This window comes from Ensifer sp. PDNC004 (assembly GCF_016919405.1).
Lineage (GTDB): Bacteria > Pseudomonadota > Alphaproteobacteria > Rhizobiales > Rhizobiaceae > Ensifer.
In genome coordinates, this window is sequence record NZ_CP070353.1 from 1,674,103 (window position 1) to 1,689,245 (window position 15,143).

Below are 15,143 nucleotides of genomic sequence, written 5' to 3' on the forward strand. Positions count from 1 at the left end.
TTATTCGGCGGGGCTTGCCTGCAGGGCGCGGCGCGCCCTGCTTTCCGCCAGCATGGCGCCTGTATAGATCACCAGCGCCGCCCAGATCAGGCCGAAGGCGATGAGCTTCGCCGTGCCGAAGGGCTCGTGGAAGACGAAGACGGCGATCACGAAGATCATCGTCGGCGCGATGTACTGCATGATGCCGATCGTCGACAGGCGCAGGAGCTTGGCGCCGTTGGCGTAGATCATCAGCGGCACGGCCGTGACGATGCCGCAGGACAGCAGCCACAGGACGTCGGCCATGCCGGTGTCGCCGAAATGTCCCTGCCCCGTCGTCTCCAGCCAGATGATGTAGCCGATGGCCGGTACGCTCAAAAGCAGGACTTCCAGGAAGAAGCCCTGGTTGGGGCCAACCGGCAGGGTCTTGCGGAAGAAGGCATAGAAGCCCCAGGACAGGCAGAGACCGATCGACACCCAAGGCAGACCGCCGGCATCGAAGGCAAGCACGGCAACGGCGGAGGCAGCGAGCGCGATGGCAACCATCTGCGCCGGGTTCGGCCTCTCCTTCAAAAGCACGGCGCCGAGAAAGATCGAGAAGAGCGGATTGATGTAGTAGCCGAGCGCGGTTTCGATGGCGCGGCCCGCACCGATCGCCCAGACATAAATGCCCCAGTTGATGGTGATGAGCACGGCGGTCAGGGCGGCCATGCACAGCATGCGCGGCGAGCGCAGTGCCGCCTTGATATCATCGGTGCGTCCGAGCCAGAGCAGAACGAGACCCGCGAGCGGCACCGACCACACGATCCGGTGCGCCACGACTTCCGGCGCCGGAATATGAGCGACAGCCTTCATGAAGAAGGGCAGGAAGCCCCAAAGCAGATAGGCGGTCAGCGCGAAGGCAAAGCCTTTCGCGGAATCGGTATTTTCGGCGGGTGCTTTCGGCTCGGCCATATCATCTTTTCCTGGTGTTTTGCCGGAGAGCCCTGGCGGCAATGGCCGCTCTCCGGTCAGAAGGGAGGGCACAGCCTGTCAGCCGGCACGATCTCCCATTGGTGCGTCCTACCCCAATGGCCGGTGATGCACCAATTCATTTCCGTGAAGGGAGAATGAGTTTTGCTCACCCTCTCCCATGCCCAGTCCATCAGCGTTTATGGACCGATCGCCGAGATTACTCGGCTGCGATCAGTCCGACGTGGTCGCGGTTCTTCAGCAGCTTGAAGACGATACTGTCCATCAGCGCTTGGAAAGACGCATCGATGATGTTGTCGGAGACCCCCACGGTCCACCAGCGCGCGCCCGTTCCATCGGTCGATTCGATCAGAACGCGGGTGATCGCCTCGGTCCCGCCATTGAGGATACGGACCTTGTAGTCGGCGAGCTCCAGGTCTTCGATTTCCGACTGGTACTTGCCGAGGTCCTTGCGCAGCGCCAGGTCCAGCGCGTTGACCGGGCCGTGGCCTTCGGCAACCGACATCATCGTCTCGCCGTCGACCACCACCTTCACCACCGCTTCCGAGACGGTCTTCAGATGGCCGTTGGCATCGAAGCGACGCTCGACCATCACCCGGAAGCTTTCGACGTGGAAGAAATCCGGCACCGTGCCGAGGATGCGGCTGGCGAGCAGCGCAAAGCTCGCATCCGCGCCTTCGTAGGCATAGCCGGTCGCTTCGCGTTCCTTGACGATGGCGATCAGCTTGTCGAGCTTCGGATCGTCCTTGCTGACGACAATGCCACGTCGCTTCAGCGCGTTGATGAAATTGGCCTTGCCGCCCTGGTCGGACACCATGACCTTGCGAAGGTTGCCGATGCTCTCGGGCGCCACATGCTCATAGGTGCGCGGATCCTTGAGCAGCGCCGAGGCGTGGATACCGGCCTTGGTGGCAAAGGCCGACGCGCCGACGTAAGGGGCCTGCTGGTCGGGCGAGCGGTTCAAGAGTTCATCGAAGGAATGGGCGAGCTTCGTCAGCTCCAGCAAGCGATCGGCGTCGATCGCCGTTTCGAAGCGGCTTGAATAGGTCTCCTTCAACGCCAGCGTCGGGATCAGCGTGACGAGATTGGCGTTGCCGCAACGCTCGCCAATACCGTTCAGCGTTCCCTGGATCTGCCGCACGCCGGCCTCCACCGCCGCCAGCGAATTGGCGACCGCCTGGCCCGTATCGTTATGCGCATGGATGCCGAGATTGGCACCGGGCACGCCGGCAGCGATCACGGCGGCGACGATCTCGCGGACCTCCGGCGGCTGCGTGCCGCCATTGGTGTCGCAGAGCACCACCCAGCGCGCGCCGGCGGCAAAGGCCGTGTTCGCGCAGGCAAGCGCATAGGCGGGATTGGCCTTGTAGCCGTCGAAGAAATGCTCGCAATCGACCATCGCCTCGCGGCCCGAGGCGACCACCGCCTCGACCGAGGCGCGGATGTTGTCGAGGTTCTCCTCGTTGGTGCAGCCGAGCGCCACTTCGACGTGATAGTCCCAGCTCTTGGCGACAAGACAGATAGCGTCGCTTTTCGCCGCCAATAGAGCTGCGAGGCCTGGGTCGTTCGACGCGGAAACCCCGGCGCGCTTGGTCATGCCGAAGGCGACGAAGGAGGCCTTCTGGGTTCGCTTGCGCCCGAAGAACTCCGTGTCGGTCGGGTTCGCGCCGGGATAGCCGCCTTCGATATAGTCCATGCCGAACTGATCGAGCAGGCCGGCAATCGCAATCTTGTCCTCGACGGAAAAGTCGATGCCGGGCGTCTGTTGCCCGTCTCTCAGCGTCGTGTCGAAGAGGTAGATGCGTTCCCTGGTCATGGCTCTCGTCCAAAAATGCTCTGTTTAGTTTTGCTCGGTCTTGCCTGCGAACTGGTCCGTGGTGCGGATCAGCCGATCGAGGATGCCGGGCTCGGAATAGGCGTGGCCTGCGCCTTCGATCAGATGAAGCTCCGATCCCGGCCAGGCCTTATGCAGTTGCCAAGCGTATTTCGCCGGGCACGGCATGTCGTAGCGCCCATGGATGATGACACCTGGAATGCCGTGCAGCCGGTGGGCGTCGCGCAGCAATTGGCCCTCTTCCATCCAGCCGGCATTGACGAAGAAGTGGTTCTCGATCCGCGCGAAGGCATCGGCGTAATCGTCCTCGGCGAAGGGCGCGCTGGTTGCAAGTTCCGGCAGAAGCGTGATCGTCTCGCCTTCCCAGATGCTCCAGGCCTTGGCGGCCTCAAGGCGCGTCGCCTTGTCGTCGCTCATCAGGCGGCGGTGATAGGCCTGCATCATCTCGTGGCGCTCGTTCTCGGGAACGGGCGCGATGAAACGCTCCCATTTGTCCGGGAACATTTCCGAGACGCCGAACTGGTAGTACCAGTCGAGCTCGGCCTTGGTCAGCGTGTAGATGCCGCGCAGCACCAGTTCGGAAATCCGTTCCGGGTGCTTCTCGGCATAGGCGAGCGCCAGCGTCGATCCCCAGGAACCGCCGAAGACCAGCCACCTGTCGGCGCCGGCCATCTCGCGCAGCCGCTCGATATCGGCGACGAGATGCCAGGTGGTGTTGGCTTCGATCCTGGCATTCGGCGTCGACTTGCCGCAACCGCGCTGGTCGAACAGCGTTACGTCGTAGAGCGCCGGATCAAACAGACGGCGGTGGCTCGGCGAGATCGTGCCGCCGGGGCCGCCATGCAGGAAGACGGCGGGCTTCGCGCCCGGTGTGCCAGCCTTCTCCCAATAAATCGTGTGGCCGTCGCCGACGTCGAGATGGCCCGACGCATAGGGCTCGATTTCCGGATAAAGTGTACGCAAAACAGTCGTCATTTTCAGTCTTTCGTAAGCGGCCAGTGCACGGTGTCGTAGTCGGGATGCTGGCGGTTGGTTTCGAGGACGATCAGATGGCGGGTCGCCGACACCTCGGTGCCGTCATCCGTCTCCCTCGGCGGCAGGCCCGCGAGCCGCGAGAACCATATGACGCGAGATTCGACGCCCGACTGGTAAACGGGCTGCACGTCATCAGGGTCGTCGAGCGAGCCGAGCGCGATGTTGATGAAGTTCTCGTCGGGCATATCGTAGAACAGCGGCGTGCCGCAATCGCTGCAGAAGCCGCGGCGCACCAGATGCGACGAGCGGAACCAGGACGGCTGGCCGCGGGTGATGTCGAACGTGTCGCGCGGCGCATTGGCGAGCGGCATGAAGTAGTTGCCGGTCGCTTTCTGACACATGCGGCAATGACAGATATGCGGGTCCGAAAGCACGCCCTCGGCGCGGTAGCGCACGGCGCCACATTGGCATCCACCCGTATAGATTCGCGCGATGGTCACCGGAATGCTCCCGAAGGATGCCATTGATCTGTCTCGTGGTCCGGGTGCTGGAACGAGATGATGCTTTCCTGCCTGGCGTAGAAATCCTGATCCTCAAGCACCGGCTGCTCGAAGATCGTCTCGACCCAGGGCAGACGCGAGGCGTGGTTGACCTGGATTTTCGGCGCAAGATCGGAACGATCGTCGAAGGTGCCGATGGCGATCTCGAGGCCGCCCGGATGCCGGTAGGTCATCGGCGTTCCGCATTTCGGGCAAAAGCCGCGGTCGATGTTGACCGAGGACTGGAAGTAGCTCGGCTCGTCCCGCACCCATTCGACACCATCCTTCGGCGCCGTCACCAGCGCCGAGAAGAATGAACCGAATTGCTTCTGGCACATGCGGCAATGGCAGATCGACGCGCGCCCGAGTTCCCCCTTGATCCGGAAGCGGACCGCGCCGCATTGGCATCCACCTGTTCGAACGTTTTCGGTCATCGCTTCTCCTCCGGGGGCCAGGTCTCGGTGTCATGGTCGGGATGCTGATAGCAAACGAGTTTCTCCAGGAACTCCACGGCGTCCGGGTCTTCCATCGTGTGAACACCGGGCAGCGCGGCCACGTGGTCGGTATAGGGCAACTTGCTTTCAATGCCCCATTGCACCGTTGGCGTGATGCCCTGCGGTTCGTCGAAAGCGGCAATCGCCAATGCCATGCCGTCGGGCGCCTCATAGGTCAGCGGCGTGCCGCAATCGCCGCAGAAACCGCGCCAGCCGAAATTGGACGACTGGTAGCGCTTGCGCTCGCCGCGCGTCCAGGTGACATGCGCGCCGCCGACGGAAACCAGCGGCAGGTAGAAATTGCCGCTGGCCTTCTGGCACATGCGACAATGACAGACCGACGCATCGCCGAGCCTGCCCTTGATGCGAAAACGCACTGCGCCACACTGGCAACCGCCTGTGTAATAGGGCCTGTTGTCCAGACTCATCGCAATCTCTCCTCAGCCCGGCGCGTGGCAGACGGCTTCGATATTGTTGCCGTCGGGATCGAATACGAAGGCCCCGTAATAGTCCGGGTGGTAGTGCGGTCTCAGCCCCGGCTTGCCGTTGTCACGCCCGCCGGCGGCCATTGCCGCTTGATGGAAGGCATCGACCTCGGCGCGACTGCGCGCCGAAAAGGCGTAGTGCCGGCCCGGCCCCGTCGCAGCCGTCTCATGCAGCCAGAAGACCGGCCGCTCGCGGCCATAACCGCCCACCTTGAGGCCGCCGGTGTGTTCCAGCGGCACCATCATCAGCAAGGAGGCACCAAGCGGAGCAAAGGCCTTGTCGTAGAACGACTGCGCCCGGTCGAAATCCGCGACTGGAATGCCCGTATGGTCGATCATCGCACGAACTCCTCTTTCATGCATGCGCTCCACTTTTCGCCGCCCTTTCAGATACCGTGTCCGAACCGATCAGATGGATCGGACAGGGCTCTATGCCTAGGCAGCCGTCACCGTTTGATATCCCAGGTCGTCACCCGCTCGCCGGTTGCCGGATCCTTGCCGTCCTTGAGCTGAACACCGCGCGCCAGCAGATCGTCGCGGATCTTGTCGGCTTCCGCGAAGTTCTTCGCCTTCAGCAGTTCCAGACGGGCCCGCACGCGGCTGTCGATGTCGCGGACCAGCCCCTCGTCGAGTTCGACCGCCTGCGGCACCACGCCGATCAACGCGGCACTTGCGGCAAAGGTCCCGAGCAGCTTCGGATCAGCCGCCGCCTTCTGGGCGAGCGCATGGACCGCCTGGACCGCTGCGACCGTGTTGAGGTCGTCGGCAAGTGCGGCGACCACGGCCGGATCGGCCTCACCCTTGGCGTCACCTGGGACCGGCCACTTGGAGAGCAGATGCTCTGCTTCTTCCAACCGCTTCACCGAAAAATCGATCGGTTCGCGATAGTGCGTCATCAGCATGGCGAGCCTCAGCACATCGCCCGGCCACTGGCGGCCGGCGAACTTTTCCGTGTGCAGCAGTTCGTAGATGGTGACGAAGTTGCCTTCGGACTTCGACATCTTGCGGCCTTCGACCTGCAGGAAGCCGTTGTGCATCCAGACATTCGCCATCACCTCGGTGCCGTGAGCGCAACGGGACTGGGCAATCTCGTTTTCATGGTGCGGGAAGATCAGATCCAGCCCGCCGCCGTGAATGTCGAAGACTTCGCCGAGGTAGCGGCTGCTCATGGCCGAGCACTCGATGTGCCAGCCGGGACGCCCCCGGCCCCACGGGCTTTCCCAGCCCGGTTCGTTGTCGCCAGAAAGCTTCCACAACACGAAGTCGCCCGGGCTCTTCTTATGCGCCTCGACGGCGACACGAGCGCCGGCCTGCTGTTCGTCGAGATTGCGCTTCGAGAGCTGACCGTAATCGGCCATCGACTTGGTATCGAACAGCACCTCGCCACCCGCCTGGTAGGCGTGGCCCTTGGCGATGAGCTTTTCGATGATGTCGATCATCTGCGCGATGTTGTCGGTGGCCCGCGGCTGGACATCGGGGTCAAGGCAGCCGAGCGCCTTGGCATCGTCGAGAAACTGGGTTTCGGTCTTCTCCGTCACCCGCCGGATCGCGTCGTTGAGCGGCAGGGTCGGGTAGTCCCGCAGCGCCCGCGCGTTGATCTTGTCGTCGACGTCGGTGATGTTGCGCGCATAAGTGACGTGATCCGCGCCATAGACATGACGCAGCAGCCGGAACAGGACGTCGAAGACGATGACCGGCCGGGCATTGCCGATATGGGCATAGTCATAGACCGTCGGGCCGCAGACATACATGCGAACGTTGTCGGGATCGATCGGCTTGAACTCGACCTTCTCCCGCGTCAGCGTGTTGTACAGCTTCAGTGTCGGCGTTCCGCCCATTGCCATTCTCCAAGATGCATACGACCGTAAAATACCGCGCCCGGGAGGCCCGCGCGTTTGTCATCTTGGATTTTAGGAGACGAAAACGGCCAGGCCAGCGGAGCGCTAGCGAATAATGTTCCGGCAGATAATGCAGATAACCGTTTTCATGGCCTCACTTATCGCGCGTCACCCGATTTCGGTCAAGAGGTCAGCCGCATGCAAGCACAGCCGACTATCGAAAGGATTCCGCGGTCATGGATTTGTCATGATTAGGCTTATCTGAGATCGCCATGCGGAAAACAGATTCGCGGTGTAGTTGGTAACGCACCACGAAGTCCTGTCTCCGGAGAGCAAGGAGGAGCGTCGCTTTCGTGAAGACGTGCGAAAGCGGCAGTGTATCCGGTTCGGGAAGCATCAAGGAGTGAGTGCAAGTGAAAGCCGCAAAGACCAAAGACATCGTCAAATCCGCCAACCTCGTCGAACAGTATCGCCCACTCGGCCTGAAGGCCGTACTTGCCGCAGCGCTGCAGGTGAAGGCGAAGCCGGCTGGCAAGCTGACCAAGCGGCCGGCCTGACGCTTCCGACGCTCTTTTCCTTAAAAGAGAGACATCTGCCCGCCATCGGGCTCGGTCGGGTTGCTCTTGCGTTTTAGCTGGGCATCCGCGACGGGCCTGGGTGTGACGGCGTCCTGGATTTCGGGCCCGGTGTTGACGACCTTGTTGACCTTGTCCGAAACCGGGATCGCCTCGAAGTAGTCCTCCGCGACCGGGCCGAAGAGATCGGCAACCTCGCGCGGCTCCTGCGTCTTGCAGTCCAGCCAGCGGGCAAAATCCTCGGGCTGGATGACGACCGGCATGCGGTCATGGATCTGCCGGATCGAGGCGTTGGCGGCCGTCGTCAGGATGGCCGCGGTGTCGACCTCGGAGCCGTCGGCCGAGGACCAGGTTTCCATCAAACCGGCGAAGGCGACGATGCCGCCCTTCCTCGGACGCACCCAATAGGCCTGCGACGGCTCGCGGCTGCCCTTCGGCGGCCGTCGCCATTCGTAGAAGCCGGAGGCCGGCACAAGGACCCGCCGGTGCCGCATGGCTGCACGGAACGACGCCTTTTCGATTGCCGATTCGACCCGCGCATTGATCAACAGTGGAAAGTCGCGCGGGTCCTTGACCCAGCCCGGCATGAAGCCCCAGCGCACGAGCAGCGCCCGGCGCTCCGGCAGGTTGCTGCCGGGTGCCGCACGCTCACCGGCCACGACAACCATGATCGGCTGGGTTGGCGCGATATTGAAGCGCGCCGGAAAGTCGTCGCTTTCCAGCAGGCTGAACAATTCCATTATTTCGTCGGGTGTCGCCGTCAGCGCAAAACGTCCGCACATGACATCGATGTGGCACTTCACGTAGGATGGGTCAACGCTACCGAGACGATTTGATTCCCTGATGCCGACCAAGCCCGAACTTGCTTCCTCCGTCATCCTCGAACGCGACAGCCGCTATCTGCTCGTCCGCCGGGCCAACCCGCCGTCGGCCGACATGTACGCCTTTCCCGGCGGCCGGGCGGAAGCCGGCGAGACGCCGGCGGAGACAGCACTTCGCGAATTGCTCGAGGAAACCGGCATCAAGGCGCGCGATCCGGTGCTGTTCGAAGTCTACGATCTGCCGGGCAAGGAGTCCGAAGGGCGACACTTCCTGCTGTCGGTCTTCAGGGCCGATGCTGATGCCGACGCAGTTGCCGTCGCCAGCGACGACGCCGCAGGGCTCGGCTGGTTCACGGCTGACGAGATCTTCGCCCTGCCGATCCCCGACAGCGTGCGCGAATGTGTGGAAAGGCTCTCCGGCGCCGGAGCGAACGCCGCGACATCAGGCGACGGCCTTGAAACCGCCGCCAATTCGGGCTTGGTGAAATCATGATCCCTGTCCCGATCCTTACAAGGCTTACGCTCGCCGGCATCGCCTTGACAGTCGCCACTGGCGCGGCAGCGCAAAAATCACCGACGAAAGAGCCGGCCAAGACCGAGACCGCAGCCCCTGCCCCGGCCGCCGTGGAGGAAAAGCCGACGCCCTATGACCAGCGGCTGGTTCGGCTCTCCGAGATCCTCGGCTCCGTGCACTACCTCCGCAATCTCTGCGTCAAGGAACCGGAGGATGTCTGGCGCCGCTCGATGCAGGAACTGATCGACAAGGAAACCGCCACCGAAATCAAACGGCGCGAGCGGATGACGGCCGCCTTCAACCGCGGGTATCGCACCTTCGCATCCGTCTATACGAGCTGCACGGGGCCTGCGATCGTCGCCGAACAGCGATATCGTGCCGAAGGGGCAACACTTGCGTCAGAAATCGTCGCCCGCTTTGGAAATTAGCAATAAATTAACCTCTTTTCTCACGACCCCGTGTCGTTTCGGGAAAAGGCTGCTAAGTTCGTTAAGAGAGTGGTAAGAAGTGGCGAGTCCGTCACGGCCGTTCAGTCGGAGTTCAGCCGAACGGCCATAAAATGAACCGCTTGCACAATGGAAGTCGCATGGAACGAATGATGGAACCAAGCCTGACCGACATCGATGACATGATCGTCCACGAGAAAATGCAGGCTGCGCTGGAACACCAGAGCGAGGCCTGGGCGGACGGAATGGCCGACGGTATCGAGCCGGAAATCATCGCCGATGCAGCCATTGCCCTTGCCATGCGGGAAACCGTTCGGCTTCATGGCGAAGACGGCGCCGAAGCAATGCTCAATTCGCTTCGCGAGCGCGTGCTCGCCGGCGAGTTCTCGCCCCAGCGCACGATTCAGTAATATCAGGACTGCCCGATGCATCGGAATCTCGCAAACCGGACCCTTCCGGTTCGCCTCGCTACACTGCTGTTGGCCGGTGTCGCCTTGACCACCCCGGCAGCGGTTTCTCCCGCCTTCGCTCTCAGCGAATTGCAGGGCGCGCCACAACCCGTCCCGGCCGAGCAACAGCCTGCCGCCGGCGACCAGAAGGCGACGCCGCCCGTAGCCGAACCCGTCGCCGAAGAGCCGGATGAGGAAGAGAAGCTTCCGCTCGAAATCCCGATGCCCGATCCGCTGATCAACAAGTCGGCGACAGCCACCAAGGAAGACGCTCCCGAAGCCGAAGAGCCGGAGCAGACCGGGCCTGTCGAAGTGCTGACCGACATTTCCAAAATCCCAGCGCCGGTCGCCCGCATGCGTGAGCTGATCGTCGAGGCAGCGGCTTCCGGCGATATCGAGCGGCTGCGCTCGCTGCTCGGCAAGGGCCCGAACCAGACCCAGGTCACCGGCGTCACCGGCGACGAAGACCCGGTCTCGATCTTGAAGAGCCTTTCGGGCGACCAGGAAGGCGTCGAAATCCTCGCGATCCTGCTCGACGTGCTGTCGACCGGCTTCGTGCTGGTGGACAAGGGCACGCCGCAGGAGGTCTATGTCTGGCCCTATTTCGCGGAAAAGAAGCTTTCGACACTGACCGCACCGGAAAAGGTCGACCTGTTCCGGCTGGTCACCGCCGGCGACTTTGCCGACATGGAAGAATTCGGCAGCTACAACTTCTATCGCGTCGGCATCATGCCGGATGGCAAGTGGAAATTCTTCATCGCCGGCGACTGAGCGCCGGCGACCTGCTTGCCGATCATCGCCGAACATCCTACCTCTTCGCCAAGAGATCGCCGGTGGGACCGGGGCCCGAGTCGGCCGCGGCCATCCAGGTGATCGTTTGCTAGGTTAGCGCGGGATTCTCCCCTCCCGTCGAACAGGATTCGAACGATGCCCAGAGTTCGCCTCGACGATCGCGCGATCGTCGCCATTTCCGGCAAGGACGCCGAAGATCTTCTCCAGGGACTGATCACCACCGACCTCGACGCGCTTGCGCCCGACGAGGCACGTCCCGGCGCTCTGTTGACGCCACAGGGCAAGATCCTGTTCGAGTTCCTGATCTCCCGCGACGGCGACGGCCTACGGTTGGAAACGGCACATGACCAGGCCGAAGCGCTGCTGAAGCGCCTGACGATGTACAAGCTTCGCTCGGCAGTGGAGCTTTCGATCAAGACATCCGACGCCGTTACCGTGATATTCGACGAAGCAGCACCGACAGATGCCTATCGCGACCACCGTTTCGAGAAGGCGGGCATCGCGCTCTTTCGCGCCTATGGGGAAGCCACCGGCGACACGGCCGGCGCAGAAGACCTCGAACGCCTGCGGATCGCGGCGGGCATTGCCAATGCCGGCGCCGATTATGCGGTGCAGGACGCCTTCCCCCATGATGTGCTCATGGACAAGAACGGCGGTCTTTCCTTCAAGAAGGGCTGCTATGTCGGCCAGGAAGTGGTGTCGCGCATGCAGCACCGCAGCACGCCGCGCCGCCGGGTCGTGATCGTTTCTGCCGACGCCGCCCTTCCCCCGACGGGAACGACGATCACCGCGAACGACAAGTCGATCGGCACGCTCGGCACGGTACAGGGCAAGTCGGCACTCGCGATCGTGCGCATCGACAAGGCCGGCGAAGCGATGGCGAACGGCATCCCGCTGCTTGCCGGCGACGTGCTGGTGACATTGGTCCTGCCCGAATGGGCCGGGCTCACCTTCCCGACGTCTGCCGACGAGGCGAGCGCGTGACGACGGCCCGCGCCTGGCAGCGCATGCTCTCCGGCCGCCGGCTGGACCTGCTCGACCCGTCGCCGCTCGACGTCGAGATCGGCGATATCGCCCACGGTCTCGCGCGCGTCGCCCGCTGGAACGGGCAGACCGCCGGCGACCATGCTTTCTCGGTCGCCCAGCACAGCCTGATGGTCGAGGACATTTTTCGCCGCAGCAACAAATGCAGCAGCGACGATTGCCTGTTGGCGCTTTTGCACGACGCGCCGGAATACGTGATCGGCGACATGATCTCGCCGTTCAAGGCGGTGGTCGGCGGCGGCTACAAATCGGTCGAGAAGCGGCTGGAAAGCGCCATCCATCTCCGTTTCGGCCTGCCGCCGCATTGCTCCAAGGAATTGAAGGACAAGATCAAGAAGGCCGACCATGTCGCCGCCTATTTCGAAGCGACCGTGCTTGCCGGCTTCTCGGTCGAGGAAGCGCGAAAATTCTTCGGCCAGCCGCGCGGCATCACCCGCGAGACGCTGCTGATCGATCCCGTGCCGGCGGTCGAGGCGCAGCGGTTGTTCACCGAGCGGTTCCTGGCGCTGGAAGCGCAGCGCCTGCCTTCACGCGCGGAAATCTGACATGCCCGACATCATCGTTTCACCGCTTTCCCGCATCGCCGAAATGGCCGTCCGACATGGCTGCACGGAGATGATCAGCCTCGTTGCCAAGGGCCAGGACTTTCATCGCCCCGGCGTCATCGCCAAGGCGCGGCATCTCACGCTCGGCATGAACGACATCACCTTTGCCGGCACCGGCGACCTCATCGCGCCGCAGGAAGACCATGTCCGGCAGATCGTCGCCTTTGCGCGCGAATGGGACCGCGCACGGCCGCTCCTCGTTCATTGCTGGATGGGCGTCTCCCGCTCGCCCGCAGCCGCCCTCATCGCCGCGCTGGCGGCCGAGCCGGACCAGGACGACACGCAACTGGTGCAACGGCTGCGCCGAGCCTCGCCCTTTGCGACCCCCAACAGTCGACTTGTCGAGATCGGTGACGCCGTACTCGAGCGCAACGGCCGGCTCGTCGCCGCCGTTCGCGCGATCGGTCGCGGCGCGGATGCCGACGGCAACGCACCGTTCCTTCTGCCGCTTGCTTTCGAAGGAGCAGCCGTTGCCGATTGAGACACAGCCGACAACGGTCGAGATCGGCCTCAATGCGGCGATCGTCGCCGTGGTCAACCGCAGCCCGCGCATCCTCGCCGTCAGTGAAAGCGACGGCGACGCGCGCGACAGCCTGCCCTTTGGCCCCTTCGATCCGGCGCTCCACCGGACCTTTGAGACGAGTCTGCGCGATCGCGTCGAGAAGCGCACGGCGCTGAAGCTCGGCTACATCGAGCAGCTCTACACCTTCGGCGATCGCGGCCGCCAGCGGCTGCCGGGCGAAGAGGGCAAGCACATGGTCTCGGTCGGCTATCTGGCGCTGACCAGAACCGATGCCGAGAATACCGAGCGGCTGGCCGAGGCCGGCGCGCACTGGCGCGACTGGTACGGCTACCTGCCCTGGGAAGACTGGCGGCAGGGACGCCCGGCGGTGCTCGACCAGGCAATACTGCCAGCACTTGCCCGCTGGGAGACCGGCGTGTCCGGCGACGAGCAGGCCGCCCGGATTGCCGGGCGCCGGGCGCGCATTCGCCTGGCGTTCGGCCTCGGCGATTTTCCCTGGGACGAGGAGCGCGTGCTCGAGCGTTATGAGCTGCTCTACGAGGCGGGGCTCGTGCCCGAGGCGGCCATCGACGGCCGCGGCAACGGCAGCGACATTCTGACCGTCGGGCTGGCAATGCGCCACGACCATCGCCGCATCGTCGCCACCGCAATGGCGAGGCTGCGCGGCAAGATTAAATATCGGCCGGTCGTCTTCGAGCTGATGCCGCCCGAGTTCACGCTGACCGATCTGCAGGCAACCGTCGAGGCGATCTCCGGGCGCCACCTGCACAAGCAGAACTTCCGCCGCCTCGTCGAAGGGGCCGAGTTGGTCGAGCCGACGGGCATGACTCTCTCTTCGACCGGTGGGCGGCCGGCGGCCCTCTTCCGTTTCCGCCGTCAGATCCTCGAAGAGCGCCCCGCCCCGGGGCTCAAGGTCGGCGGGCGATGACCGTAGCCACCAATCCCTGAGCGGGACCGGCATCTAAAAACATCCGACGGCACGCCCTACATAGGAGGGATGATGCTATGATAGGTGCTGCGGGACGAGGCCGGACAGTCGCCACCTGCCGCCGAACGACCCGATATTTACGACGAGGTGACAACCATGCTGCTCGCACTGGCCTTTTTGACGTCGCTGCTCGGCACCTCGCCGCAATCGGGAACCGACGAGAAGCCGAAGATGCCCGACTACTTCAAGAACCAGCAGGGTGGTGGCATGCAGCCGCAGACCACCATCTGCAATCTCAACAGTCAGGACACGAACGGGCAGTTCCGGACCTGCCGCTATGATTGCGGCACGCAGATCACCGTTGGCGAACGCTTCTCCTGCCCCTTCATCATGCAGCGTTGATCTTTTCTCTGGCTATTTGTTGATGGCGATGTCGAGACCGATGTCGAGCGTTGGTGCCGCCATCGTGATCTTCGAGGTCGAGATGTAGTCGATGCCGCTCTCGGCGATTGCCCGCACCGTATCGATCTTGACGTTGCCTGAAGCCTCCAACCGGGTCCGGCGCGCATCGACCGCATAGACGTCGGCAGAGAGCTGCCAGTGCGCCCGGTTGATCGCAACGGCCTCGCGGAGCAAGTCTGGCCCCATGTTGTCGAGCAGGATGACGTCGGGTTGGGCCGTCAGCGCCTCGCGCATCTGGTCGAGGCCATCGACTTCGATCTCGATCTTGACGAGATGGCCGCAATAGGCGCGCGCCGCGTGGACGGCGCTGGCGACACCGCCGGAAACGGCGATGTGGTTGTCCTTGATCAGCACCGCGTCATCCAGCCCGTAGCGGTGATTGGAGCCGCCGCCCAGACGCACAGCGTATTTCTCCAGCGCACGCAGGCCCGGAATGGTCTTGCGGGTGCAGCAGACCTTCGCACGCGTGTGGGCGATCTCGTCGGCGAATTTCGCCGTATAGGTGGCGATGCCCGAGAGATGCATGAGGAAGTTCAAGCCGACACGTTCGGCCGACAGCAGGCCGCGAGCGCGACCGGAGATCCGGGCGATTGCCGTATCCGGTTTGACCCGGTCGCCGTCCGCCACCAGGGCTTCGAAGCGGATCGACGGATCGACCAGACGGAAGGCTGCACGCGCGAGCTCCAGTCCGGCAATGACGCCGGGATCGCGCGCATTCATACCGGCCGTTGCCGTCAGGTCCGGCCCGATCGTCGAAAGTGTCGTGATATCGCCGGCGCGGCCGAGATCCTCAAGCAGTGCCGCGCGCACCTGATCCTCGATCATCAGTGCGGGCAGTTCGGGGCGGAGGGCTGCTGTCATCGTGTCA

General features: G+C 63.5%; 20 protein-coding genes. 10 read left to right on the forward strand and 10 right to left on the reverse strand.

The features are described from left to right. The 8 genes from rarD to cysS all read right to left on the reverse strand — a co-directional run bounded on the left by rarD (window position 1) and on the right by cysS (window position 7,116). Window positions 1–933: an EamA family transporter RarD gene (rarD, locus tag JVX98_RS16380; RefSeq protein ID WP_043616557.1), complete on the reverse strand. Its 933-nt coding sequence runs from the start codon at window positions 931–933 to the stop codon at window positions 1–3. Window positions 934–1,150: 217 nt separating this feature from the next. Next, entirely contained in the window at window positions 1,151–2,767 is a 1,617-nt protein-coding gene (gene cimA / locus JVX98_RS16385; protein ID WP_205239203.1) for a citramalate synthase, read from the reverse strand. Window positions 2,768–2,791: 24 nt separating this feature from the next. Continuing rightward, the gene (gene pip / locus JVX98_RS16390) at window positions 2,792–3,760 is read right to left on the reverse strand and encodes a prolyl aminopeptidase (protein ID WP_205239204.1); all 969 of its coding nucleotides are present in this window, start codon (window positions 3,758–3,760) and stop codon (window positions 2,792–2,794) included. Window positions 3,761–3,762: 2 nt separating this feature from the next. Continuing rightward, window positions 3,763–4,284 (reverse strand): GFA family protein, encoded by a 522-nt coding sequence (locus JVX98_RS16395; protein WP_205239205.1) that lies wholly within the window; start codon window positions 4,282–4,284, stop codon window positions 3,763–3,765. Further along, window positions 4,257–4,733 (reverse strand): GFA family protein, encoded by a 477-nt coding sequence (locus JVX98_RS16400; RefSeq protein ID WP_192447384.1) that lies wholly within the window; start codon window positions 4,731–4,733, stop codon window positions 4,257–4,259. Before JVX98_RS16400 ends, JVX98_RS16395 begins: the two co-directional genes overlap by 28 nt. After that, entirely contained in the window at window positions 4,730–5,221 is a 492-nt protein-coding gene (locus JVX98_RS16405; protein ID WP_192447385.1) for a GFA family protein, read from the reverse strand. The genes JVX98_RS16400 and JVX98_RS16405 overlap by 4 nt, the downstream gene beginning before the upstream one ends. Window positions 5,222–5,233: 12 nt before the next feature. After that, on the reverse strand, window positions 5,234–5,617 hold the full coding sequence (locus JVX98_RS16410; RefSeq protein WP_192447386.1) for a VOC family protein: 384 nt from the start codon (window positions 5,615–5,617) through the stop codon (window positions 5,234–5,236). 107 nt (window positions 5,618–5,724) lie between these two features. Next, on the reverse strand, window positions 5,725–7,116 hold the full coding sequence (gene cysS, locus JVX98_RS16415; RefSeq protein WP_205239206.1) for a cysteine--tRNA ligase: 1,392 nt from the start codon (window positions 7,114–7,116) through the stop codon (window positions 5,725–5,727). A gap of 413 nt (window positions 7,117–7,529) precedes the next feature. Here cysS and JVX98_RS16420 point away from each other — a divergent pair, with 413 nt between their 5' ends. Beyond that, window positions 7,530–7,673, forward strand: coding sequence for a hypothetical protein (locus JVX98_RS16420; protein ID WP_192447388.1), 144 nt, complete (start codon window positions 7,530–7,532; stop codon window positions 7,671–7,673). A 20-nt stretch (window positions 7,674–7,693) separates the two neighbouring features. Here the strand turns inward: JVX98_RS16420 and JVX98_RS16425 are convergent, their stop codons facing one another. Beyond that, the gene (locus JVX98_RS16425; protein WP_205239207.1) at window positions 7,694–8,473 is read right to left on the reverse strand and encodes an SOS response-associated peptidase; all 780 of its coding nucleotides are present in this window, start codon (window positions 8,471–8,473) and stop codon (window positions 7,694–7,696) included. Between the two features lie 58 nt (window positions 8,474–8,531). Here JVX98_RS16425 and JVX98_RS16430 point away from each other — a divergent pair, with 58 nt between their 5' ends. The 9 genes from JVX98_RS16430 to JVX98_RS16470 all read left to right on the forward strand — a co-directional run bounded on the left by JVX98_RS16430 (window position 8,532) and on the right by JVX98_RS16470 (window position 14,215). Beyond that, on the forward strand, window positions 8,532–9,005 hold the full coding sequence (locus JVX98_RS16430) for an NUDIX hydrolase (protein WP_205239462.1): 474 nt from the start codon (window positions 8,532–8,534) through the stop codon (window positions 9,003–9,005). Then, on the forward strand, window positions 9,002–9,454 hold the full coding sequence (locus JVX98_RS16435; protein WP_192447390.1) for a TIGR02301 family protein: 453 nt from the start codon (window positions 9,002–9,004) through the stop codon (window positions 9,452–9,454). The genes JVX98_RS16430 and JVX98_RS16435 overlap by 4 nt, the downstream gene beginning before the upstream one ends. A gap of 158 nt (window positions 9,455–9,612) precedes the next feature. Next, window positions 9,613–9,882, forward strand: a complete 270-nt coding sequence (locus tag JVX98_RS16440; RefSeq protein WP_089043914.1) for a hypothetical protein — start codon at window positions 9,613–9,615, stop codon at window positions 9,880–9,882. A 15-nt stretch (window positions 9,883–9,897) separates the two neighbouring features. Then, window positions 9,898–10,692 carry a hypothetical protein gene (locus JVX98_RS16445; protein ID WP_205239208.1) on the forward strand — a complete coding sequence of 265 codons (795 nt, stop codon included), beginning with the start codon at window positions 9,898–9,900 and terminating at the stop codon, window positions 10,690–10,692. Window positions 10,693–10,848: 156 nt separating this feature from the next. Beyond that, window positions 10,849–11,697: a folate-binding protein YgfZ gene (locus tag JVX98_RS16450; RefSeq protein WP_192447392.1), complete on the forward strand. Its 849-nt coding sequence runs from the start codon at window positions 10,849–10,851 to the stop codon at window positions 11,695–11,697. Beyond that, the gene (locus JVX98_RS16455; protein WP_192447393.1) at window positions 11,694–12,302 is read left to right on the forward strand and encodes a YfbR-like 5'-deoxynucleotidase; all 609 of its coding nucleotides are present in this window, start codon (window positions 11,694–11,696) and stop codon (window positions 12,300–12,302) included. The genes JVX98_RS16450 and JVX98_RS16455 overlap by 4 nt, the downstream gene beginning before the upstream one ends. Window position 12,303: 1 nt before the next feature. Further along, window positions 12,304–12,843, forward strand: a complete 540-nt coding sequence (locus tag JVX98_RS16460; RefSeq protein WP_192447394.1) for a tyrosine phosphatase family protein — start codon at window positions 12,304–12,306, stop codon at window positions 12,841–12,843. Then, a complete protein-coding gene (locus tag JVX98_RS16465) occupies window positions 12,779–13,813 on the forward strand; it encodes an NAD regulator (RefSeq protein ID WP_192447395.1) in 1,035 nt (344 codons plus the stop codon). Before JVX98_RS16460 ends, JVX98_RS16465 begins: the two co-directional genes overlap by 65 nt. Before the next feature lie 156 nt (window positions 13,814–13,969). Continuing rightward, a complete protein-coding gene (locus JVX98_RS16470; RefSeq protein ID WP_192447396.1) occupies window positions 13,970–14,215 on the forward strand; it encodes a hypothetical protein in 246 nt (81 codons plus the stop codon). A 12-nt stretch (window positions 14,216–14,227) separates the two neighbouring features. On the opposite strand, the gene nadC is transcribed toward JVX98_RS16470, so the two are convergent. After that, entirely contained in the window at window positions 14,228–15,136 is a 909-nt protein-coding gene (gene nadC / locus JVX98_RS16475; protein WP_192447397.1) for a carboxylating nicotinate-nucleotide diphosphorylase, read from the reverse strand. Window positions 15,137–15,143 lie beyond the last annotated feature (7 nt).

Bases quoted from the DNA above. Each gene is read 5' to 3' on its own strand.
- nadC (WP_192447397.1), bottom strand. From the start codon at position 15,136: ATGACAGCAGCCCTCCGCCCCGAACTGCCCGCACTGATGATCGAGGAT.
- JVX98_RS16425 (WP_205239207.1), bottom strand. From the start codon at position 8,473: ATGTGCGGACGTTTTGCGCTGACGGCGACACCCGACGAAATAATGGAA.
- rarD (WP_043616557.1), bottom strand. From the start codon at position 933: ATGGCCGAGCCGAAAGCACCCGCCGAAAATACCGATTCCGCGAAAGGC.
- JVX98_RS16435 (WP_192447390.1), top strand. From the start codon at position 9,002: ATGATCCCTGTCCCGATCCTTACAAGGCTTACGCTCGCCGGCATCGCC.
- JVX98_RS16405 (WP_192447385.1), bottom strand. From the start codon at position 5,221: ATGAGTCTGGACAACAGGCCCTATTACACAGGCGGTTGCCAGTGTGGC.
- cysS (WP_205239206.1), bottom strand. From the start codon at position 7,116: ATGGGCGGAACGCCGACACTGAAGCTGTACAACACGCTGACGCGGGAG.
- pip (WP_205239204.1), bottom strand. From the start codon at position 3,760: ATGACGACTGTTTTGCGTACACTTTATCCGGAAATCGAGCCCTATGCG.
- JVX98_RS16460 (WP_192447394.1), top strand. From the start codon at position 12,304: ATGCCCGACATCATCGTTTCACCGCTTTCCCGCATCGCCGAAATGGCC.
- JVX98_RS16445 (WP_205239208.1), top strand. From the start codon at position 9,898: ATGCATCGGAATCTCGCAAACCGGACCCTTCCGGTTCGCCTCGCTACA.
- JVX98_RS16470 (WP_192447396.1), top strand. From the start codon at position 13,970: ATGCTGCTCGCACTGGCCTTTTTGACGTCGCTGCTCGGCACCTCGCCG.
- JVX98_RS16465 (WP_192447395.1), top strand. From the start codon at position 12,779: ATGCCGACGGCAACGCACCGTTCCTTCTGCCGCTTGCTTTCGAAGGAG.
- cimA (WP_205239203.1), bottom strand. From the start codon at position 2,767: ATGACCAGGGAACGCATCTACCTCTTCGACACGACGCTGAGAGACGGG.
- JVX98_RS16400 (WP_192447384.1), bottom strand. From the start codon at position 4,733: ATGACCGAAAACGTTCGAACAGGTGGATGCCAATGCGGCGCGGTCCGC.
- JVX98_RS16395 (WP_205239205.1), bottom strand. From the start codon at position 4,284: ATGGCATCCTTCGGGAGCATTCCGGTGACCATCGCGCGAATCTATACG.
- JVX98_RS16450 (WP_192447392.1), top strand. From the start codon at position 10,849: ATGCCCAGAGTTCGCCTCGACGATCGCGCGATCGTCGCCATTTCCGGC.
- JVX98_RS16440 (WP_089043914.1), top strand. From the start codon at position 9,613: ATGGAACGAATGATGGAACCAAGCCTGACCGACATCGATGACATGATC.
- JVX98_RS16410 (WP_192447386.1), bottom strand. From the start codon at position 5,617: ATGATCGACCATACGGGCATTCCAGTCGCGGATTTCGACCGGGCGCAG.